At 50.1% G+C, this 21,967-nt stretch carries 21 protein-coding genes; 12 read left to right on the top strand and 9 right to left on the bottom strand.

From position 1 onward, the window contains the following. Positions 1 to 14: 14 nt before the first annotated feature. Positions 15 to 734, top strand: a complete 720-nt coding sequence (locus tag Q0698_RS09335; protein WP_298636083.1) for a response regulator transcription factor — start codon at positions 15 to 17, stop codon at positions 732 to 734. Beyond that, on the top strand, positions 731 to 2,104 hold the full coding sequence (locus Q0698_RS09330) for a HAMP domain-containing sensor histidine kinase (protein WP_298636080.1): 1,374 nt from the start codon (positions 731 to 733) through the stop codon (positions 2,102 to 2,104). The genes Q0698_RS09335 and Q0698_RS09330 overlap by 4 nt, the downstream gene beginning before the upstream one ends. Before the next feature lie 20 nt (positions 2,105 to 2,124). Here Q0698_RS09330 and hda read toward each other — a convergent pair whose 3' ends face one another. Together hda and Q0698_RS09320 are read right to left on the bottom strand one after the other, a co-directional pair. Beyond that, the gene (gene hda / locus Q0698_RS09325) at positions 2,125 to 2,835 is read right to left on the bottom strand and encodes a DnaA regulatory inactivator Hda (RefSeq protein ID WP_298636078.1); all 711 of its coding nucleotides are present in this window, start codon (positions 2,833 to 2,835) and stop codon (positions 2,125 to 2,127) included. Then, positions 2,825 to 3,841 (bottom strand): DUF2066 domain-containing protein, encoded by a 1,017-nt coding sequence (locus Q0698_RS09320; RefSeq protein ID WP_298636075.1) that lies wholly within the window; start codon positions 3,839 to 3,841, stop codon positions 2,825 to 2,827. The genes hda and Q0698_RS09320 overlap by 11 nt, the downstream gene beginning before the upstream one ends. A gap of 223 nt (positions 3,842 to 4,064) precedes the next feature. Between Q0698_RS09320 and purM the strand changes: the two genes are divergently transcribed. From purM to Q0698_RS09305, 3 genes are read left to right on the top strand one after another with little or no spacing between them, the layout of a single operon-like run. Beyond that, on the top strand, positions 4,065 to 5,102 hold the full coding sequence (purM, locus tag Q0698_RS09315) for a phosphoribosylformylglycinamidine cyclo-ligase (RefSeq protein WP_298636073.1): 1,038 nt from the start codon (positions 4,065 to 4,067) through the stop codon (positions 5,100 to 5,102). Next, entirely contained in the window at positions 5,102 to 5,758 is a 657-nt protein-coding gene (gene purN, locus Q0698_RS09310) for a phosphoribosylglycinamide formyltransferase (protein ID WP_298636070.1), read from the top strand. The genes purM and purN overlap by 1 nt, the downstream gene beginning before the upstream one ends. Continuing rightward, positions 5,734 to 6,456 (top strand): DUF3108 domain-containing protein, encoded by a 723-nt coding sequence (locus tag Q0698_RS09305; RefSeq protein WP_298636067.1) that lies wholly within the window; start codon positions 5,734 to 5,736, stop codon positions 6,454 to 6,456. The genes purN and Q0698_RS09305 overlap by 25 nt, the downstream gene beginning before the upstream one ends. Before the next feature lie 131 nt (positions 6,457 to 6,587). On the opposite strand, the gene apbC is transcribed toward Q0698_RS09305, so the two are convergent. Beyond that, entirely contained in the window at positions 6,588 to 7,658 is a 1,071-nt protein-coding gene (gene apbC, locus Q0698_RS09300; protein ID WP_298636066.1) for an iron-sulfur cluster carrier protein ApbC, read from the bottom strand. A gap of 162 nt (positions 7,659 to 7,820) precedes the next feature. Here apbC and metG point away from each other — a divergent pair, with 162 nt between their 5' ends. The 7 genes from metG to Q0698_RS09265 all read left to right on the top strand — a co-directional run bounded on the left by metG (position 7,821) and on the right by Q0698_RS09265 (position 15,872). Further along, the gene (gene metG, locus Q0698_RS09295) at positions 7,821 to 9,869 is read left to right on the top strand and encodes a methionine--tRNA ligase (RefSeq protein WP_298636063.1); all 2,049 of its coding nucleotides are present in this window, start codon (positions 7,821 to 7,823) and stop codon (positions 9,867 to 9,869) included. Between the two features lie 106 nt (positions 9,870 to 9,975). Continuing rightward, positions 9,976 to 10,551 (top strand): electron transport complex subunit RsxA, encoded by a 576-nt coding sequence (rsxA, locus tag Q0698_RS09290; RefSeq protein ID WP_298636061.1) that lies wholly within the window; start codon positions 9,976 to 9,978, stop codon positions 10,549 to 10,551. A gap of 2 nt (positions 10,552 to 10,553) precedes the next feature. Beyond that, a complete protein-coding gene (gene rsxB, locus Q0698_RS09285) occupies positions 10,554 to 11,144 on the top strand; it encodes an electron transport complex subunit RsxB (protein ID WP_298636059.1) in 591 nt (196 codons plus the stop codon). Beyond that, entirely contained in the window at positions 11,144 to 13,510 is a 2,367-nt protein-coding gene (gene rsxC, locus Q0698_RS09280; RefSeq protein ID WP_298636057.1) for an electron transport complex subunit RsxC, read from the top strand. Before rsxB ends, rsxC begins: the two co-directional genes overlap by 1 nt. Continuing rightward, on the top strand, positions 13,497 to 14,540 hold the full coding sequence (locus Q0698_RS09275; RefSeq protein ID WP_298636055.1) for an RnfABCDGE type electron transport complex subunit D: 1,044 nt from the start codon (positions 13,497 to 13,499) through the stop codon (positions 14,538 to 14,540). Before rsxC ends, Q0698_RS09275 begins: the two co-directional genes overlap by 14 nt. After that, positions 14,537 to 15,166 carry an electron transport complex subunit RsxG gene (gene rsxG / locus Q0698_RS09270; RefSeq protein ID WP_298636054.1) on the top strand — a complete coding sequence of 210 codons (630 nt, stop codon included), beginning with the start codon at positions 14,537 to 14,539 and terminating at the stop codon, positions 15,164 to 15,166. Before Q0698_RS09275 ends, rsxG begins: the two co-directional genes overlap by 4 nt. After that, a complete protein-coding gene (locus Q0698_RS09265; protein WP_298636052.1) occupies positions 15,159 to 15,872 on the top strand; it encodes an electron transport complex subunit E in 714 nt (237 codons plus the stop codon). The genes rsxG and Q0698_RS09265 overlap by 8 nt, the downstream gene beginning before the upstream one ends. A 172-nt stretch (positions 15,873 to 16,044) precedes the next feature. Here the strand turns inward: Q0698_RS09265 and Q0698_RS09260 are convergent, their stop codons facing one another. The 6 genes from Q0698_RS09260 to ccoG form a co-directional block, all read right to left on the bottom strand. Next, entirely contained in the window at positions 16,045 to 16,659 is a 615-nt protein-coding gene (locus Q0698_RS09260) for a Yip1 family protein (RefSeq protein ID WP_298636050.1), read from the bottom strand. 131 nt (positions 16,660 to 16,790) lie between these two features. Continuing rightward, a complete protein-coding gene (locus tag Q0698_RS09255) occupies positions 16,791 to 17,486 on the bottom strand; it encodes a sulfite exporter TauE/SafE family protein (RefSeq protein ID WP_298636048.1) in 696 nt (231 codons plus the stop codon). Continuing rightward, on the bottom strand, positions 17,479 to 17,643 hold the full coding sequence (ccoS, locus tag Q0698_RS09250) for a cbb3-type cytochrome oxidase assembly protein CcoS (protein WP_298636046.1): 165 nt from the start codon (positions 17,641 to 17,643) through the stop codon (positions 17,479 to 17,481). Before ccoS ends, Q0698_RS09255 begins: the two co-directional genes overlap by 8 nt. Next, positions 17,644 to 20,004 (bottom strand): heavy metal translocating P-type ATPase, encoded by a 2,361-nt coding sequence (locus Q0698_RS09245; RefSeq protein ID WP_298636042.1) that lies wholly within the window; start codon positions 20,002 to 20,004, stop codon positions 17,644 to 17,646. Next, complete coding sequence (locus tag Q0698_RS09240) at positions 19,994 to 20,527, bottom strand: FixH family protein (protein ID WP_298636040.1); 534 nt, start codon at positions 20,525 to 20,527, stop codon at positions 19,994 to 19,996. Before Q0698_RS09240 ends, Q0698_RS09245 begins: the two co-directional genes overlap by 11 nt. Continuing rightward, positions 20,527 to 21,930, bottom strand: coding sequence for a cytochrome c oxidase accessory protein CcoG (gene ccoG / locus Q0698_RS09235; RefSeq protein WP_298636038.1), 1,404 nt, complete (start codon positions 21,928 to 21,930; stop codon positions 20,527 to 20,529). Before ccoG ends, Q0698_RS09240 begins: the two co-directional genes overlap by 1 nt. Between the last annotated feature and the right edge of the window lie 37 nt (positions 21,931 to 21,967).

The following is a 21,967-nucleotide window of genomic DNA, read 5'->3' as shown; positions in this document are numbered from 1 at the left end:
CGCATTATAGAGACATGAGTGACACAACATCCAAGCAAAACATTCTTCTCGCCGAAGACGATCTAGAGCTCGCAGAATTACTCTGTGAGTATCTAACGCAACAGAACTTCAATGTGGTTCACGCTGCTGATGGAAACCAAGCTTGGAACGAGATTAACCATACGTCCAACTACGACCTCATCCTACTCGATGTCATGATGCCGGGGCTCGATGGTATCGAAATTTTAAAACGTATTAGGCAGCAACATCTAGCTGTCAGCGTCATTATGCTTACGGCCAAAGGCGATGATGTCGATCGTATCATTGGGCTTGAGTTAGGCGCCGACGATTACCTCGCTAAACCTTGTAACCCCCGAGAACTTGTAGCCCGAATTCGCGCTGTGCTCCGACGCTTCTACACCGAGCCATCAACTGCCGATAGATTGGTATTACACGGATTAACGGTAAACGCTGTTCAATTAAAAGCTTCTCTACACGATATTGATCTTAAGGTGACGATCGCTGAAATGAAGCTACTAGCTGTCCTAATAGAACATCAAGGGCGTGCTGTGTCTAAGGACGAGCTCAGCCAGGTAGGGCTCAATCGTGAACGCCTACCCTTTGATCGCTCGGTTGACGTGCATATCAGTCATCTAAGAAAGAAACTTGCGCGGGTAGATCGAAGCTATCAAATTACTGCGCTTCGGGGCGTTGGCTATCAATTAGTCATCGCTCCCAACGAGGACGAAGAATGAGCCTCTTTCTTCGCTGCTTCGTGATTAGTTGGGGCAGCAGTTTGCTTCTAATTGCCGCCGTAGCAACCTTTTACCAACTCGCTCTGCCTGATCGCGACCAGCAAGTCACCCCACGCTTTAGCGAACGGCAAGATAGTATTCGGCTTTATAGTCGCGGGCTTCGTATCGCAGCCGTTCGCGGCGAACGCGCGGTGGCAGAGTGGGCTCATCGACTTCGTCGACCCGATCGTGAAAGGGTTTATTTGATTAACCAAGATAACGAAGATTTGCTATCGCGCGACCTCCCCAAAAGCATTAGCGCTACGGCCGCATTGATTAACGATGCAAACCCCGCGGTGGCTATCATCCACAATGGGGTACCCGTTCAGGGACGACTCATCTACACCCGAGAGGGAGCCGCACTGCGTTTTTTAATCCTAGGGAAATTTAGTCAACGGGCACAATTCGTAGCCCTTGTTCAGCGTTCGGTCGTATTTCTCTTGTTGCTCTCCCTCGTTCTCTCAGCCTGTGTTTCGTGGTGGATAAGCCGACTAATTGTCAAGCCCGTTAAGGTCCTTGCTAGGGCAACTCGCAATACCGCGGCGGGACGTTTTCACGAAGAAGAACTGCAGCAACTCGCCACCGGCAACGACGAGTTAGCGCATTTGGCCGCTGATTTTAGCAACATGAATATTCAAATTGAGACACTGCTTGATAAGCAAAGGCGCCTTATCAGCAATGTTGCCCATGAAATTCGCACACCGCTTGCCCGCCTTCAGTTAGCAGCCGAACTGCTGGCCACGGCAAAGGACGCTTCGCTGAATGCCAAGCACGTGCAAAGTATTCAACGGCAAATAACCCAGCTCATTAAAATGGTTAATGAATTACTTGAGTTGGAACGCCTTAGCAATGGGGAAACCCCATTAGCTGAACGAGTTAGCGTGAAAGCGGTACTCGATTCCAGCCTACAACAGTTCGATCAAACTCAGCAAGAACGGCTAAGCATAGCAATGCCGGACCGATCTATTAGCTTTATCTCCCATGGAGATTTGCTCTCCCATGCAGTGGGAAATATTATTGCTAACGCGCTTCGCCACCAACCAACCGGACAGATAGACGTAACAGTCACCCGCAACAAACATCTGGTCAATGTTGATATTCTGGACCGTGGTCCTGGTGTGCCCGAGGCGATTCTCAAGGACATTTTCGCTCCCTTTGTTCGCGCTGATAGCGTTAGAGGACGCACCGACGGTGGCGTCGGCCTAGGTCTTGCGCTGAGTAAAACGATTGTTGAGTTACACGGTGGTGAAATTACTGCGAGTAACCGAGACAGCGGTGGCTTACGGGTAAGGTTGGTATTGCCGATAGCTAAGGTAGCTAAAGGTAGCTAAAGGTAGCTAAAGGTAGCGACTTACCACCCCATGACTTCACGAACAAATGGAATCGTTAGCAGCCGCTTTTGTTCTAGTGTAAGTGAATCAAGTCGCTCTAGTACCGCAAAGATTACATTCGCGTCTCGCGGAGCTCGGTGAATGATATAGGTGGCAAGTTCATCACTGAGTTTCATGCCGCGGTTATTACAACGCAGCTGGAGCGCAGTAATCAACTCGTCGTCCGCCAGTTTTTCGAGGTGAAAGATACCACCCCACGTCAGCCTTGATTTTAAATCGCGCAATACGGTAATCAAATGGCGTGGTGACGACTCGGCGGTAACTAATAATCTGCGGCCGCTATCACGAAGCCAATTATAAATTTCAAACAGTGCGGTTTCGATGAGCTTGGAACCTAGATAGTTTTCTAAGTTATCGATAATCACCAACTCATGAGACTGCTGCTCGATAGAGGCGGCGAAGGCTACAAGGTCTTCCGAGGAGCGGATAAAGGCTGCGGATAGCCCATCTTGGGCAAACTGGTGAGCAGCGGCTTTTGCTAGATGGGTCTTGCCGACACCTGCAGGCCCCCAAAGATAAATAAGAAAGTCGCCAATGGCCGAAGGCTGCTGACGCACACTTTGCACAGCAATACCGCGAGTTTGATTGGCTCCGATAAAAAAATTATCGAGAGTAGGTTCATCATTGAGATTCACATTCAGCGCGAGTTGCTGAGGACGTTCACTCCACATTCACAGCAACCCAATAGTAGTGTTCGTCGTCAATGCGTTGCAGCAGCCCATCACGATTCAACCGTTGGTGGAACTTAGCAATATCGTCCACTAAATTAAGTTCTAGTTGCAGCCCTGTCGCGCTAATCGATTGGATATTGTAACGCTTAATGTGAAGCAATTCGTCTAAATAATTACGCAACGAAACGACTGAGGAATAGGCCTCAAGCCCAGCCACCTCCATCAGAACTGTGTTCACCGATCCGCTTAGATCGACTGCTTGCTGAGCGACTAACTGACTAACCACCAAATTGCGCCCCTGATTGGCAGCACCTTCGATATCTAGCGCGCCCAGCTGACTCCGAGCCAATTCTCCGGCACAATCTAACGTCCAGTTGATCCGGTAACGAGCACGCGAATCAAGATACGCCGCTCCAGTAAGCACACAGCTAGCGCCATATTTATCTGCCAACTCTACCGCCCGCTCTCGATCGTGCTCCCAAATCTGCTGCGGACTAGCAATGAGGCGGTCGTCCAAGTCCCAGATCGGCGTTATCATACTGAGATCGTACTGCTCAAACGCCTTATCCATCGAAGCGATCAGCGCGTCGTCAGCTTCAGTAATATAATGAGGAGAGCGATTCATCGTGGTGATCTGAGCCAACAATACCAGTGTCTTCGGTCGCTGATCAGGCCAATAGGGAACTTGAGCGGTCATAATCGCTTGGCGAAGTTTCAACTCCTGGAAGCTGACATCGAGTTGGGTTAGTCCCGCCTCATTGGTCGAATAGGCATAGTTATCTACGAATTGATCACTATCTGCCAACAGCGCTGCTAAGGGCTCCGCTAGCACACTGGTACTGCCGGTTCGTGAACGAATCACTTGCTCGAATGCCTGTGTGACCGCTACCAGACGAACCCGCTGGCTTCGATCCTCTACGATCACACTAGCGTCCAAGACTGCAGCCTGAACCACGAATGCGTAACCCAACGAGATCACAATAATCGTATTAATGAATGCTTTCACAGCAGATATTCCTTAGTTATCGTGCAGGTAGTTTAGCAAGCTTTAAATCAACGCAACAGCTTATAAAGCGCCCAAAGCCAGACTTTTCTCTCAGTTTAAGCTGCGCCTCACGCATCTCGGTAGTATTACCCAATCACTTCAATCTTAGCTATCTCACGGTAAACTTTGCGCCATTAATCATATTTTGCTGCGCTAATGCTGCGCAAACAACACGGAAAGAGCTATGTCAAACAAGACCCCTTTAAGTTATCGCGATGCCGGCGTAGACATTGATGCAGGTAATCAGTTAGTCGATCGTATCAAGGCTACCTGTGCCGCCACATCTCGCCCAGAGGTGCTTGGAGGCCTTGGGGGATTTGGGGGTGCATTTGCACTTCCTGAGGGCTACCGAAAACCTGTTTTAATCTCCGGCACAGATGGTGTTGGAACGAAACTTCGTCTTGCTATTGATGCGAAGCGTTACGACGGAATCGGTATCGATTTGGTAGCAATGTGTGTGAATGATGTCGTGGTGGCAGGCGCAGAGCCACTTTACTTCCTCGACTACTATGCCACAGCAAAACTTGACCTCGATGTGGCGGAGCAAGTGGTCAAAAGCATCGCTGAAGGGTGCATTCAAGCTGGATGTGCGCTAATCGGCGGCGAAACGGCAGAAATGCCAGGAATGTACGAGGGCGATGATTTTGACCTAGCAGGCTTTACCACCGGAATCGTAGAGCACGATGAAGTGATTGATGGAAGTCGCGTAGCGGCGGGCGATGTCATTATCGGGCTCAAGTCATCTGGTCCGCACTCTAACGGTTACTCGTTAATTCGCAAAGTACTAGAACGAAGCGCGATGACCTTAGATTCTGCCTTCGATGACGGAACGCTCGCCGATGCGCTCCTTGCACCAACACGTATCTATGTTAAAGCGTTACTCCAAGCACACCGAGAGCAGCCATTCAAAGCACTCGCTCACATCACTGGCGGCGGATTACTAGAAAACATTCCGCGCGTCCTGCCTGAAGGTACACAGGCTGTTATCGACTGCAGGAGCTGGACACTCCCACCGGTATTCGAGTGGCTTCAACGTGAAGGTAATATTGAGGCCAACGAACTTTACCGCACCTTTAACTGCGGCATTGGCATGACCGTTGTAGTGGCTGAAAACGAAGCAGATAAGGCCCTTGAGCTGCTAGCCGCTGCGGGTGAACCGGGAATCATTATCGGTCGAATTACTACCGATGCAGCTAGCGAAGTGGTGCTGGAGAACGCTTGATGAAACGTATCATCGTGCTGGCTTCGGGCAGCGGAACCAATTTACAAGCCATTATTGATGCAGATAAGCGTAAAGCGTTTGCGGGCAATGTTGTGGGGGTGATTTCGAATATCCCCAATGCAAAGTGTTTAAATCGAGCCGATGATCACGGTATCAAAGGCATTGCGATTGACCATACGCAATTTGCTTCTCGCGAAGAATTCGAAGCCGAACTAGCTATAGCGGTTGATTCATTTTCCCCAGATTTAATCATTCTGGCTGGATTCATGCGCATTTTGACCCCGGTATTCGTTGACAAATATCTTGGTAAGTTGATCAACATCCATCCTAGCCTGTTACCTAAATACCCGGGGTTAAACACGCATCAGCGCGCCATCGACGCAGATGATGATTATGCAGGAGCAACGGTTCATTACGTCACCGCAGAACTAGATGGCGGGCCGCCAATCATTCAAGGCAAAACACCGATTGAAGCGGGCATGACTGCGCCGATGCTTGCCGAGCGAATCCTATTCAATGTTGAACATCTCATTTTCCCCGTCGCGGTTTCTTGGTTCTGCGACAATCGCTTGCGTTATGACAACGGTCGCGCTTTACTCGATGATAAGGTCATCGATAATTCGGGAATTTTATGGGAAAGCAAAGAAATCACTTAGTTCTGTCATGTAAGCTTTTGCTACTCAGCGGCTTGCTCGTTTCCGCGCCAGGCATCAATGCCGCCGTACCGCAATCTTATGAAGCGACCTATACAGGGCGCTACTCGGGCCTCGACATTACTGCTACTCGGCGTTTTTCCTGCGAGTTAGATGAGGCCGCCACGTCAACTCGAAGTTGTAAACTCTCTACGATTCTCGAAGCGGCGCTCGGTACAATTTCCGAAGAATCTTTATTCCACCTTGAAGATGGCACAATAACAGCCCATAGCTATCACTATGATCAACGTTTTTTCCTCTCGAAACGAAGCCGATCTATCGATTTTACCACCCCAGGAACAGTGCTGTACGAAGATCGCCATGGCGTAAACAACATCCCAATTGATGAGCCATATCTCGATAATTTATCCTATCAATACGCACTAAGCGCAGCGTCGATTAATGGTGATGAGGTGGTCGAAATCCCTATTATTCGCCGGGGTAAGTCGGACCTGCTCCGCTTTGTTCGTGAAGGCACTAGCGAACAGCAAATCAACGACGAGACCATCACAACCGTACTTTTCGTCCAGCGCCGAGAGGATAAGGATAAGACCATTGAAGTTTGGCTAGCGCCCTCTCTAGCGGGTGTGATGACTGGTATTCGTTATACCGAAGATGGTAGTAGCTATTCGCTTAACCTCAGCTCACTCAAGTTTGACTAACGAACAGGCATTCTACGAAGCGCTGGTGGCGAGCTCGCCAAAGGATGAAGAACTTTCAGGCGGTTAAATCCCTGGCACTAGCGCAGAGGGCCGTGCACCCTGCACGCCGCAAACAGCACGCAGCGTAAAGATTAGTCATCCAGCGAGACAAACTCAGGCATTGAAGCAGCGGGCATCATCGCGATACGCTCCCCGCAGCGCAGCGCCAACTGCTGGTAGGCCAATTGTTCAGGACCACTCTCAGCGAAGAAACTCTCCCCGGCATCGCCAGACTGCCGAATTGTCAGCGATAGCGGCAGCTTAGCCAATAGTTCTGCATCATAGGTAGACGCTAAGCGTTCGCCGCCGTTGCTGCCGAAAATTGCTTCCTGATGACCGCATGCCGAACAGGTGTGCATACTCATGTTCTCAACTAGACCAACAATAGGAATAGTGACTTTGCTAAACATTTCAATCGCCTTCTTGGCATCTAAGAGTGCTATATCCTGGGGCGTGGTCACAATTAGCGCCCCCGACACGGCGATCTTCTGCGCCACGGTTAGCTGTATATCACCGGTACCCGGTGGCATATCAACCACCAAATAATCTAGATCATCCCACAGCGTCTGCTCTAAAATCTGCATTAGCGCGCCACTCGCCATCGGACCGCGCCACACTGCCGGCGTCTTATCGGTGGTGAGGTAGCCCAAGCTCATGGTTTGCAGGCCACGGGCGATCACGGGCTCAAAGTGCTTTGACGCCTGAACATGTGGTCTAGTCCCCTCAGCTACGCCCAACATCATAGGAATGCTCGGCCCGTAGATGTCCGCATCTAATATACCTACGCGAGCGCCCTCAGCTTGCAGTGCCAAAGCAAGGTTAACGGTCGTAGTGGATTTTCCTACCCCGCCCTTTCCCGACGCTACCAGCAGAATATTCTTAACCCCAGCTACCAAGGGACGCTCAGACTTAATAGCTAATTGGGGAATAGCAATCGTAAACTCAATGGAGAGATCTCGAGACCCAATAACGTCGTCAAGCGCTACGGCAATCCGCTGGCTTAAGTCCTCCCACTGGGACTTACACGGCCACGGAAAAGCAAACACTAAGCGACACGACGACTCGCCAATATCAACGTCCGAAAGCCAATTGGATAGCGGTTGTTGACTGTTACCGAATAGGAGTTGTGACAGGGGCTCAGTGAGTTTTTCGCGGCTAATCATAGGTCGCTCCGTGGAAAATTTGTTAAGACTCTCGCCATAATGGCGTCGCACCGCAAAATTTCAACCTTTAAAACCGTTAGTTTTGTTTCAAGCAAGGCGCAATTAGGCTAAAATCTCGCTTAAATTGTCCTGCCCTTTTATCGAATGGAGTTACCCGAACGCATGTCAACGTCACCCCGTAAAATACTTGTCACGAGTGCCCTTCCCTATGCCAATGGTTCAATTCACCTTGGTCACTTGGTTGAGTACATTCAAACGGACATCTGGGTGCGTTTTCAAAAAATGCGAGGCCACGAATGTACCTACGTCTGTGCCGACGATGCACACGGTACAGCCATCATGCTTAAGGCCGAACAGCTAGGTCGGAGCGCGGAGGAGCAAATTGCCGCAGTAAAGGCAGAGCATGAGCAGGATTTCGCCGATTTTCATATCGCCTTCGACAATTTTCACTCTACCCACTCTAGTGAGAATAAGTCGCTTTCGGAGAGTATTTATTTATCGCTCGAGGCTAACGGGCATATCACGCGCAAAACCATTACTCAGGCCTTTGATCCGGAGCGCAACATCTTCCTAGCGGATCGCTATATCAAAGGAACTTGCCCCAGTTGTAAAACCGAAGATCAGTACGGTGACAATTGTGAGAGTTGCGGTGCAACCTATTCACCAACGGATTTGATCAACCCGGTTTCAACGCTCTCTGGCGCTACCCCCGTTGAAAAAGAATCTGAACATTTTTTCTTTGATTTGCCTCAGTTCAGCGATTTTCTTAAAACTTGGACTCGATCCGGCACACTTCAGAACGAAGTCGCTAATAAGCTATCCGAGTGGCTCGACGGCGGCTTACAAGCGTGGGATATTTCTCGTGATGCGCCGTATTTCGGGTTTGAAATCCCAGGAGCTCCTGGCAAGTTTTTTTACGTTTGGCTGGATGCCCCTATCGGCTACATGGCAAGCTTTAAAAACCTCTGTGACCAACGTAGCGACTTATCCTTTGATGAGTACTGGTCTGCTGATTCCAAGACTGAGCTCTACCATTTCATCGGCAAGGATATTGTCAATTTCCACGCGCTGTTTTGGCCGGCAATGTTACATTCGGCTAACTACCGTCTACCAACGGGCGTTAACGTGCACGGCTTCCTCACCGTTAACGGTAAAAAGATGTCGAAGTCTCGTGGCACGTTTATCAATGCCCGTAGCTATCTCAATCATATGAACCCTGAGTACCTTCGCTATTACTTTGCAGCAAAGCTCTCCGCGGGCGTTGATGATATCGATCTAAATCTTGAGGACTTTATGCAGCGGGTGAACTCTGACCTGGTGGGTAAAGTCGTTAACATCGCCAGTCGAACGGCCAAGTTCGTTCATAAGTTAGGTGCAGGGAAATTAAGCGGCACACCACATGACATAGCGCTGTGGGAGCAATTCATCGCCGCTGACAGCAGCATTGCAGGTTATTACGAAGCACGGGAATACGGCAAGGCAATGCGCGAGATTATGGCGTTGGCAGATCTCGCCAATCAGTACATCGCCCAGCACCAACCATGGTCTTTAGCGAAGAGCGAAGACACCCAAGCTGACGCGTTAGCAGTGTGCGTTCAGTCGCTTAACATGTTTGCGGCACTTTCCACTTGGTTGTCGCCGGTATTACCTGTCACAGCAACCAAGATTTCAGAGTTCCTTCAACTACCGCTCTCATGGACAAGCGCTCCAGCCTGGCTGGGTGAGCATGAAATCGCTACGTTTAGCCCGCTATTGAAGCGTTTAGAGCAACCCGCTATCGATGGCATGATGGACGATGCTAAAGCCGCCTTGGAGGCACTACAGCCCGCTGCGGAAGTTGAGACGCTAGCAAACAATGGTCAGCTTGAGGCAGACCCCCTCGCAGCGGAAATCAGTTTTGACGATTTCGCCAAGGTTGATCTGCGTGTAGCCAAGATTGTTGCCGCTGAATCCGTTAAGGGTGCGGATAAACTTCTGCAGTTGACCTTAGACTTAGGGGGCGAGCAGCGTAACGTCTTCGCCGGTATTAAATCTGCCTATAACGCCGAAGATCTAGTCGGTCGCCTGACCGTGATGGTAGCCAACTTAGCGCCGCGCAAAATGCGCTTTGGTCTATCGGAGGGTATGGTTGCTGCAGCAGGTCCGGGCGGCGATGAAATCTATCTCTTGAGTCCCGATAGCGGTGCCATTCCAGGCATGCGAATTAAGTGATTCGTCGAGTTTAAATGGTTATAAGGCAATAGCTTTTCTATTATTGCTAGGTATAAGGCTAGGCGCTAAACTTAGCGCTATACATCACGGATTCTAACAGGGACTCATGGCAGATTTTTTCGTCATCTTAATTGGTGCCATCTTAGTTAATAATTTCGTACTGGTGCAGTTCCTAGGACTTTGCCCGTTTATGGGCGTGTCGAATAAACTAGAGACGGCTATCGGTATGGGTGGTGCAACAACGTTTGTACTGACACTGGCGGCGATCTGCTCCTACGCCGTCAACACTTGGCTATTGATTCCACTAGAGCTCGAATACCTGCAAACGATTGCTTTTATCGTCGTGATTGCTGGCGTGGTGCAATTTACCAAGCTATTCGTCGAAAAAACTTCCCCTCTGCTCTACCGAGTGCTTGGTGTATTTCTTCCCCTTATTACGTCGAATTGCGCCGTGCTTGGAGTGGCGCTCCAAAATACTCAGAAAGCGCACACCTTCTTGGAATCAACGCTATATGGATTTGGCGCCGCGGTTGGCTTTTCGTTAGTGTTAGTGTTGTTTAGCGCTATGCGTGAGCGTCTAGCCGTGGCCGATGTTCCTGTGCCCTTCCAAGGCGCCGCAATCGGCATGATAACCGCAGGTTTGATGTCACTCGCCTTTATGGGCTTTGCGGGCATGGTATAACGATGTTCGATTTCCTCAGCCAATCAATCCTATCCAGCTCGCTCTTTGCGTTGTCGCTACTAGCTATTCTGTTTGGCCTCGTGCTGGGCTACGCGGTGGTGAAGTTTAAGGTTGATGGCGATCCTATTGTGGATCAAATTGACAACCTGTTACCGCAAACCCAGTGTGGGCAATGCGGGTTCCCGGGTTGTAAGCCCTATGCGGAATCCATCGCGAATGGCGATGCGATTAACAAATGTCCTCCGGGCGGACAAACAACCGTTAATCAGCTGGCAGAGCTGCTAGGTGTTGAAGCTCCGGAACTCGACGAGAGTCACGGTGAAGAGAAGGACAAGCGGATCATCGCCTATATCCGTGAAGATGAGTGCATCGGCTGTACGAAGTGTATCCAAGCGTGTCCCGTAGACGCCATCTTAGGCGCCGCCAAACAGATGCACACGGTAATTGTTGACGAATGTACCGGTTGCGACCTCTGCGTTGAACCCTGCCCCGTGGACTGCATAGACTTATTAGAGATTGACGAAGATATCAATTCTTGGAGCTGGAAGCAGCCTGAACTCATTGCCACCGATAAACGGGGAGTCATTAGCTAATGCGAATTATCCATGACATCCCTGGGGGCGTGTTTCCGCCGGAACAAAAGTCACTCTCAAACCAGCAGCAGATAGATACTTTGCCGCTGTTTGCCGAATACATCATCCCGTTGAAGCAACATATTGGGGTGGCGGCTACGCCATGTGTTAATGTCGGTGACCGTGTACTGAAAGGCCAGCAGATTGGCGTCTCAACGGGGTTCATGTCCACCGCAGTGCATGCCCCAACCTCAGGTACCGTTAAGGCTATCGATTACCATCTCGTCAGCCATCCGAGTGGCCTCAAGGATATTGCCATCACGCTCACCGCCGATGGTCAAGACACTCCCATTGATAGCCACCCGCGAGCAGATTGGCAAGCATTAGGAAAGCGACAACTTCTCGATATCATCCGTAGTGCGGGTGTTGCCGGTCTTGGGGGCGCAAGCTTTCCTACCGCGGTCAAACTTGATGGGCAACGACCTATCGATACGCTGATCATTAACGGTACCGAGTGCGAGCCTTATATCACCGCTGACGACATGCTCATGCGTGAACACGCTGACGAGATTAGAACCGGCGTAGAAATCCTTGCGCATTTACTTGGTAATCCACCAACGGTTGTTATCGGCATTGAAGATAATAAGCCTGAGGCCATTGCCCTCATGAAGATCGCCTGTGCCGGCACGAAGATTGAGATCGCAAGTTTCCCGACTAAATACCCCTCTGGTGGCGAAAAACAACTCATTCAAATTCTTACCGCTAAGGAAGTCCCCAGTGGTGACATCCCCGCCGCGCTGGGAATCGTTATGCAGAACGTGGGTACCGCCAGAGCTATTAAGCAGGCCGTGGTGGACGATAAGCCGTTGATAGAACGCATCACCACAGTCACCGGCGAAGGCATTGAGCAACGAGGCAATTTCCATACTCGGATTGGCACTAGAGTCGAAGACCTGTTGCAACATCTCAACTTTGACGCCTCGAATGCGAAGGTGGTGATGGGCGGACCTATGATGGGCTTTGAGTTGCCCTCGCTGGATGTTCCCGTGGTGAAAGCGACGAATTGCCTGTTAATTCCGGGTTACGATACTTCCGCTGCCACTGCGGAGTGCATTCGCTGTGGTCTATGCGCAGAAGCGTGCCCCGCCCAGCTATTACCGCAACAGTTGTATTGGTATAGCAAGGCGGACGATCACGACAAACTTAATGCTTACCATCTCAATGATTGCATTGAGTGCGGTGCCTGTGCCTATGTATGCCCCAGCAAGCTGCCACTCGTTCAGCATTATCGCGCGGCAAAGGCTTCAATTAAGCAAGCTGCCGAAGATCAACTTCGCTCCGACCGAGCTCGCGCACGCTTTGAGTTTAGAAAGCAGCGTATGGATGCAGCCGAGGCCGAGAAGGAAGCTAAACGCTTGGCAAGAAAGGCCGCTACCGAGCAAGCCAAGCTGGCAAAACAAGCTGCCGCAAACTCACCATTAGCTAACGAGAAAGCCAACAAGCCCGATGACGTCGCAGACCCGCTTGCCGTCGCTCGAGCCAAGCTTAAACAAACACAAGCGGGCGAGGCAGACCAGCAGTCGGAGCGACTTCAAAAACAACTGAAAAGCATTGCTCAGCGCATTGAGTTCATTGATCAACAAATCGCTGACACTCTCTCCGAACATGGCGAGGAAGCTAGTCTGATCCCGCAACTGCAATCAAAGCGTGCAGCGAGTGTCCTTAAGCAAGAGCAGTTACAGGCTAAATTAGCCGAGTACTCAGCAGCTAGCAGGTCAGCTGAGTCCAATGGGCCAGCCGATAAAGCGTCCCTAGAAGCAACACACGGCAACGCTTCATCATCAGCAGCACCATCATCAGCAGCACCAGCACCATCATCAACATCAGCGCCAACCGATATTGAACGAGCGGAGAACGCCATTGACTCGCTCACCGCAGCACGAGCCGAAAAGAGTCTCGATGAACGGCAGCGCGAAGCCCTGAAACGTATAGATGACAATATCACTCGTTGCCAACAGCAACTTGTGGACAACGATGATCAGCAGCTTCGCGATAAGCTTCAACTTCGCATTAGCAAGTTAGAGGCTAAGCGCGCAGAAACACAGAGCAGTGAAGTGTTTACGCCATCAGTACAAGAAGCCAGCACGGACAAGGCACTTCAAGCCATTGAGCGTGCTAAACAGGTTGCTGCCGCCCAAGCACAGCTGTCGCCCGAAGAAAAGCTTCAGCAACAGTACCTTGGCTTACAGGCAAGACTGGAAAAGGCCAAGGCACGCCTCAGTAAGGCTGAAGCCGAGGATAGCGAGCATATCGATGCGTTCCGAACTGCCGTCAATAAAATTGCAGCCAAGCTATCAGAATGGACCCGTGATCATGACGCAAACTAGCCCCCACCTACAGTCGTCATTATCGACGGCACAACTCATGCGGCTGGTGATTTTTGCCTGTATTCCGGCAACGGTCGCGATGACGATGCTTTACGGTGTTGGCACACTCATTAATCTCGCGCTAGCCGCCGCAGGTGCTGTAGTCGCCGAAGCTGTAATCCTAGCATTGAGAGGCCGCAAGGTACGAAGCGCACTACTCGATAGTTCGGCATTGCTGACTGCAGTATTGTTGGCGTTAGCGATTCCTCCCTACGCGGCTTGGTGGCTGCCATTTGTTGGCGCGATAATTGCCATTGTATTTGCCAAACAACTTTTTGGCGGCTTAGGAATGAATCCGTTTAATCCAGCAATGGTCGCGTATGTGGTGCTATTGATTTCTTTTCCACTCGCCATGTCAAGCTGGCCGGAAGCACAACAACTTTCGGCGCCTATTCCTAATGAGGTGGCAGTGGCTGCCATATTCGGAGGTGAGTCGATAGACGGTTATACCGCGGCCACCCCACTCGACATTGTCAGAAATCTTCAAGGGCAGACCTATACCGAAGCCGTTGCAGCCAACCAAGAGTTAGCGAAGGGCAAAGTTGCCGGTTACGCGAGCGAGATTATCAACGTAGCATTTCTGATTGGCGGCCTCTACTTACTGAAGCGTCGCTTGTTTAGCTGGCACGCACCGGTGGCAATGCTACTCGCTCTGGGAATTATGTCACTACTGTTTTGGACCGGAGATGGCTCGGATAGCCGTGGTTCACCGCTATTTCACTGGTTCAGTGGCGCTACCATGATGGGCGCATTCTTTATTATTACGGATCCGGTAAGTGGTGCAACGAGTAATCGTGGCCGCTTAATATTTGGCGCCTTGGTAGGGGTAATGATCTATTTAATTCGCGCCTTTGGTAACTACCCGGATGGCGTCGCCTTCGCGGTATTAATAGCCAATCTCGCGGCGCCGTTTATTGATTACTATACGGTGCCCCGTTCATACGGACGCGAAAATGCTATCTCGGTGATTGCCAAGGATTCGGATCAATGAAAACGTCACGCTCAATCTTCGACGCGGTCGCGAGATTGCTTACCTTCGGTATCGCAACGGCACTGTTACTCGGCGGAACCTATTCGTTCACCAAGGATAAAATCGCGACGCAACAGGAACTGGCCGCGCAGCGCCTTTACGGCCAGCTTATTGCTGCTGATAGCTACACCAATAATTTGAATGAAACCGCGATTGAGATGCCCGAATTTTTAGCGAGCGTCACTCATAATGAATCACCGGTTTTGCTCGCAACGAAGGACAATGAGCTCGTTGCCGCCCTAATCCCGAGTGACGCCTTAGATGGGTATTCTGGCCGAATTAAGCTGTTAATCGCTATTAATAAAGGGGGTCACCTTCTCGCAGTCCGAGTTTTGGCACATAGGGAAACTCCCGGGCTAGGCGATGCCATTGAAGTAAGTAAGAGTGATTGGATCTTTAGCTTCGATGACCTCGCCTATTCGCTTGAGGATAGAGATAGCTGGGATGTTGCCAAGTACGGTGGGAACTTCGATCAGTTCACCGGAGCCACCGTTACCCCTCGTGCTGTGGTTCGTCAAGTTGAACGGACATTAAATGCCATCGCAACAGAGGCTAATTGGCTAGAGGAGCTACAGAATTATGAGTAAGCCCGCATTGAGCGATATTAGCCTTGATGGCCTTTGGCGAAATAACCCAGCGCTAGTGCAGCTACTGGGTCTCTGCCCGCTTCTCGCAGTAACAGGCTCCGTGGTCAACGCGTTAGGACTTGGTCTCGCCACACTGTTTGTATTATGTGGATCCAATATTGCGGTAAGTCTATTTCGCCGCCAAGCAACCGAAGCCATCCGTTTACCGGCATTCGTTATGATTATCGCTAGTTTCACCACCTGCATTCAGCTGTTAATGCAAGCCTACACCTATGAACTTTATGAGATTCTTGGCATCTTCATTCCATTGATTGTGACTAACTGCGCTATCCTCGGCAGAGCGGATGCCTTTGCAAGTAAGCACGGTGTGGTGCGAAGCGCGGTCGATGGATTAGCTATGGGCATCGGCTTTCTGATCGTTTTGGTCATTCTAGGCGGCCTAAGAGAACTTTTAGCCTATGGGACCCTTTTCCATAATATGCATCTACTGCTGGGCGACATAGCACTAAACTCAACGGTCAATGTCTTCCCTGAAAGTTACCCCGGTTTCCTACTTGCAGCCCTACCCCCGGGCGCATTCATCATTACTGGATTACTGATCGCTACCAAGAACTTTATCGATCTGCGCTTAAACGCACGTCGATTTGCGAATACCACCACTGAAAAAGGCAGTAAGCGGGTTCGTACAACCGGTGTTATTCATTAACCAGAAAGCGCTCATAATTATTCGGACCTAAGCTTGGCTAATGCTAACGTGTATTATGAGTGACGTCACCAACGCCCTATCAGTTCCGAATGTCAACACCAAACGTCAGACACAAAAAAGCCCAGTAGTCACTGGGCTTTTTTTAGATACGTTGTAAATCAATCAGTAGCGATTAACGAATACTCAGACGTTGGAAGTCAGGCATTGCGAACATATCCCAGAGGATAACGGTTGCACCCATAGTAGCGACCACAGCTACTAATCCTACTGCTACGATAGCCGTTGCATACATAAAGCCGCGATCCTCATCGATGCGAAGAACCCGCGGGATACCCAAATATAGAAGGTAGACGGTGTGTGCCGCAGCAAAGGTTGCAGCAAGCAGTGCAATCCAAATTACTGGATAAATAGCAACTACACCAAGGATAAACAATGGTGTGGCAGAGAACGCTGCAATCATTACGCCTTTTGAGATGATAGTGGTGGCGCCATAGGTTTTTGACATCCAATGAATCATATAACCCACACCTACCACTGCTGCGACGAGCGCTGCATAGTAAAGTACGCCGATTTGTAGCGCGCTATCAACGGTCATCAGAAAGAGATCACCACCACGCGTAATCTGCCAACCCGTTTGGGTGACGCCGTAGACGAACGCAATGGGTGGAAGCATAGCGAGCAAAATCACATAGGGAAGACAACGCTTTAAGGCATTCTCATCCAGATTAGCAATCTTGTTCCAAGTAGATTCTGGGTTGGTATAGAAACCCCAAATATAAGCAAACATAAAACACCTCGACTTCTTATTTTTATATAGGTATTGCTGATGTGCATACCCAATATAAATCTAAGAAATCAAGGATACAACCTTTTTTTGGTTGATTTCCAATCGATGTGTTTAGTTTTCAATCAAAATGACTAGTGATGCTGATGGTGATGTGAATTGTCAATCGGATCGACCGTTAATCTGGCCATCTGCTGAAAGGCATTGAAGGTTCCAAAAAGAATAAGTAGGACACCCAAAACGCTCCGCACCACGGGGCTTTTAAACCAACTACCTAAGCCACCCAGAAGCGCGACACCTAGCATTGCCGGAAAGGTTCCCAACCCGAAGGCGAGCATAGTCAACGCGCCTGTTAATGGTGAGGCACTTGCAGTAGACCAGGCCAGTGCGGTGTACACCATGCCACAGGGTAATAATCCCCAGATTGCGCCAGCAACGAGGCTACCGCGATGGTTACGGATTGGTAGGAATTTACTTGCTATCGGGCGTAGAGGTTGCCAAATCGCCTTGGCGCCAAGTCTTTCTAGCCAACCTAAAACTTGCTTGAAGCCAAGTAAATAGACGCCCATTGCAACAAGCAGCGCGGCGGCGATGAAACGTAAGACAATTCCGGTCTCGGCGCTGAAGGCAATTAATTCACCTAAAAACCCAACGAGAAAGCCTAGCAATAGATAGCAAGCTAATCGGCCTAGATTATAACTTAGCGCCAGCAAACGATTAGCTTGATTACCGCCCACTGTCACGGCCATCGCGATGCCGCCACACATTGACAAACAGTGAGTGGAGCCAGCTAAACCGAAAATAAAGGCAGCAAGAATTGCCTCAATCATCACGCTTGCTTTCCTCTAGGTCGTCATCAAATAGAATTCGTCCGCCTTCCCGCTCTAGATCGTCGAACTGGCCTGAGCGGACAGCCCAAAACAGCAACGCTATAATGAGTGCAAAGATGACCAGTGCGATGGGTATTAACAGGTACAGACTTTCCATTTATCTACTCAACTTCAAAGCATTTAACACCACAATCAAACTCGACAGGCTCATGCCAATGGCTGCCGCCCACGGTGGGACAAAGCCCATCACTGCAAGCGGTAATGCTACCAGATTATAGAGCAACGCCCAGCCTAGGTTCTGTTTAATGGTCAGATTTAGACGCTTCGCACTCTTAAATAGATTTGCCAAGCCAACGCCTTGGTCTGCGTTCAATACGACATCGGCATGACAGCGAGCTAGCGCAGCGCCGGAACTCATCGCCACCGATACATCCGCGCCACCTATCACTGGGACATCATTCAACCCATCGCCTACCATCAAGACCCTTCGCCCCTGCCCTCGGTAGCGTTGTAGTAAACGGTACTTATCCTCGGGTTTTTGTGCCGCATAGAAGAAGTCAATGCCCGCTGCTTTCGCGACACTCGCCACGGTATCTTGATGATCACCAGAAACTAGTACAACTTCCATACCCTGCGCCTTGAGCGCCGCTATCTCATTAAAAATGTCCTCGCGAAGCGTATCAGCAATGACAAACTTGGCGATTAATGTTCCGTTGACACTCATCGCGACCACCGCTTCGGGCTGCGCCTGAGGATCACAAAAGCCAGGCTGGCCAATGCGCCACTCCTGGTCGTCAATCACAGCCTTCACACCTTCTCCCACGACGACCTCTAGGCCAGTTGGGATAATAGTAGTATCGCGACCGTTAAACGCTGACGCAATGGGATGCGAGGATTCACGCTCTAATGCCGAAGCAATATCCAACACCCTGTCCACGGAGTACGATGTGTTTAAAATCTCGTGAGACTCTACCCTTAACTCGCCCGTCGTTAACGTTCCCGTTTTATCCAAGAAGAGCGTATCAACACGATCAATGACCTGTAGAGAGCGAGCTTGAGTAACCAGTATCCCCTGCTTCTTGAACCCTAAGATTGACGACGTTATCGCTACAGGAGTGGCCAAACTCAGAGCACAGGGACAGGTCACAACCAATACTGAGAGCGCAATCCAGAATGCATCCTGGGGTGCGCTAGCGGACCAATACCAATAGCTACCGGCAGCAATAACGAGCACACTCGCAACGAAAGCCCCAGCGATCCTATCTACAAGCTGGGTAATAGGTGGCTTATCATTTGCCGCGGCACCAAGTAGCTCATTGATCTTGGCCGCTTGAGATTGTTCGGTAGGCGTATCCATGCGATAGCAAAAACTTTCGCCGGTGTTAATAGTCCCCGCAAAAATTCGGTCACCCGTGAGCTTCTTTAGCGCAAGGTGTTCACCCGTGAGCAATGACTCATCCAGGTATGCAGTATCAGATTCCAACACCCCATCCGCTGGCGCGGTTTCGCCCTTAAGAACCTGGATGAGATCGCCTTGGCGAATCGCCATCGATGGCACCCACTGGAATCCGCCATCAACAAAGCGTAATGCTGAACTGGGCAGCCAGGCCGCCAAGGAAAAGAGTGTTTGTCGCTCACGATGCTGCGCTCGGTGTTCCAAATACCTTCCCGAGAGAAGGAAGAATACGAACATCACCACCGAGTCGAAATACACTTCACCGGAATTGCTGATGGTGGCCACGATACTGGAACCCCACGCTAAGCTAATGGCAATAGCGACAGGCACCTCCATAGTTAGGGATCGACCTTTAAGCGCCCGGAATGCGCCGCTAAAAAACGGCTCTGCGGAATAGAATACTACGGGTATTGAGATCGCTAAACTAAACCAGCGCATGAGCGATCGGTGCGATTCGTCAATACCACTCATTTCCCCGGCATATAGCGCTACCGCGAACATCATCACTTGAAGAAAAGCGATACCTGCAAGCCCGACCTTAAACAGCAACGAACGAAGTTCTGTAGCGAAGTGTTCCGCCGCATTTTCCTCATTCCAAGGTCGAACTCGATAGCCCAGTGCGCTCAGCGCCTGCAAAATCGTACTGAGCTTGGCGCGACTAGGGTCCCAACTAAAACGCAGGCGATGGCTTGCGGTCACAACCTGCGGCTCAATGGCGCCCGGTGTTTGCTCTAGGCGTTTTTCTATAAGCCAGGCACACGCTGAACACGTAATCCCTTCGACTAACAGGTCTACGCGATAGGATCCGGTCTCGAGTTGGCGACAAAAATCCTTTTGGAACGCTGAGTCATCGAAAATTTCCCAATCGAAACGATGTTCGTCTGGGCGAATGGCAGGTTCGTCGCGATGCTTGTAATAGGCGCCGAAACCATCACTTAGAATCATCTCAGCAACCGCTTGGCACCCAGCACAACAGACGGGATGGGACGAGCTATCGAAGCTCACGAAAAGGTTAGTGCCTTTGGGAACAGGCTCGTTACAGTGAAAGCAACTAGTTGTCATTTGCCTCGAGCCGCACAGTATTTCTGACGGAAAGGTCTAACTCGCCGTTCAGCAGCCAGGAGGTGCGAGAAAGTGGCTCAATTTGAATGTACCAACGGTGAGATAAATCACCTTCGCCAAGTCCTTCAAAATGCAAATTACCGTCTGCACGCTGGAGAATAAACTGTTGATCGAGATCCTCGGATACAGGGTGAATCAAACGCAGGATCACGGTGTCTTCGAGCTCTGAGAGCTTATTGAAATCGATGGAGACCTCCACCACCTCACCTGCTTGTTCAAAGGCTACCGCAGCCTTTAGATCTAGCTCCTGCGCACGATCTTGCTTGGCTATACGTTCGTTGATGGCAAGACCCTGTTTGTAGTAGTCACTCGCTACCACGTCGTCGGCGCCACTAATCGAACGACCGACAAAGATTAGCGCAAATACCACATCAACGAGCAATATCCCCAAAACAAAGAGTGCCCAAGGCTGTTTAAACCAACGGGTATCTTCAGGAATGTCGTCTACCTTAGAATCTTTCATTACCGTACCTGTGGCGCCATAAAGCGCGTCTCTATGATCTTCACTAAGCTAGGGTCATCGATTGCTCTGACTTCAACCTCGATGTCGTAGCGAAGACGATTGATATCAGCTGGATCAACAGTAATCAGAATGATACCTTCTTTTACTTCTCCGCCTTCAACCTCAATTGAGGTGTCACCAGATAAGACAAACTGCTCATTACCGATTATACGTAATTCATAGCGGTGCGTATCACTCAACATGTTGACGATTTTCACCCGATACGGATTCTCGATAAAGCCGGAGTTGTTGATCCGGTGCATGACGTTTCGATCGCGTTCGATATCCGCTTCCATCGGAACTCGCTGCACTAACGTGGTTACCAGAGCGCCTGTCATCAGCAGAATAAAGAATACATAACCAATTAATCGCGGACGAATGAACTTAGTTTTACCGCCCGCAATATTGTTCTCGGTGGTAAAGCTAATCAGCCCTCGCTCATAGCCCATCTTATCCATGATCGAATCACAGGCATCGACGCATAAACCACAGTTGATACATTCGTACTGTAAACCGTCACGGATATCGATATCTACCGGGCAAACCTGAACACACCAGGTGCAGTCAATACAGTCTCCAAGCCCTTGCTCCTTATAATCGACCTTCGGCTTACGTGGCCCACGATTTTCACCGCGTTTCTCGTCATAGGTAACCACTAAGGTATTGGCGTCATACATCACCGACTGAAAACGGGCGTAAGGACACATGTACTTACACACCTGCTCACGGAGAAAACCGGCGTTGGCATAGGTAGCAATCAAAAAGAACATGACCCAGAACACCGCAGAGGGTGCTGCGCTAAAGGTGAAAAGATCTACCACAAGCTCACGAATAGGGGTGAAATAGCCCACGAAGGTTAAACCAGTAAGGAAGCCGACCAATATCCACGAGCCATGCTTGGCGCCTTTTCTGGTAATTTTCTCCACATTCCAAGGCGTCTTATCGAGCTTCATCCGCTTACCGCGATCTCCCTCTGTCTTGTACTCAAGCCACATGAAGATCTGGGTCCAGACGGTCTGCGGACAGGTAAAGCCGCACCAAACGCGCCCAAAAACATTGGTCACAGCGAAAAGAGTGAAAGCTGAAATAATGAGAAGGAATGCCAGCAAGATACCATCCTGCGGATAAAACGTTACCCAAAAAATGTGAAACTTACGCTCTGGCAGATCAAACAAAACAGACTGACGTTCCATTAAGTTCAACCACGGGGTGAGGAAATAGGCTAATAAGAGAGGCCAAACAAATAAACGGCGAAGCTTGAGAAACTTACCATTCGATAAGTGACGGTTGTACACCTTATCGTGATCACCCGCCAGGTCAACGTAGAGAGTCTCTTCATTCTTGGCTGGAATACGTTCGCCCATAATAGTTCACCTCTAAATCATTCACACAATAAAAAGC

The organism is uncultured Umboniibacter sp., assembly GCF_947497555.1.
Lineage (GTDB): Bacteria > Pseudomonadota > Gammaproteobacteria > Pseudomonadales > DSM-25080 > Umboniibacter.
Note: the sequence above shows the minus strand (reverse complement) of the source record. Positions and strands in the feature narration are given on the sequence as shown.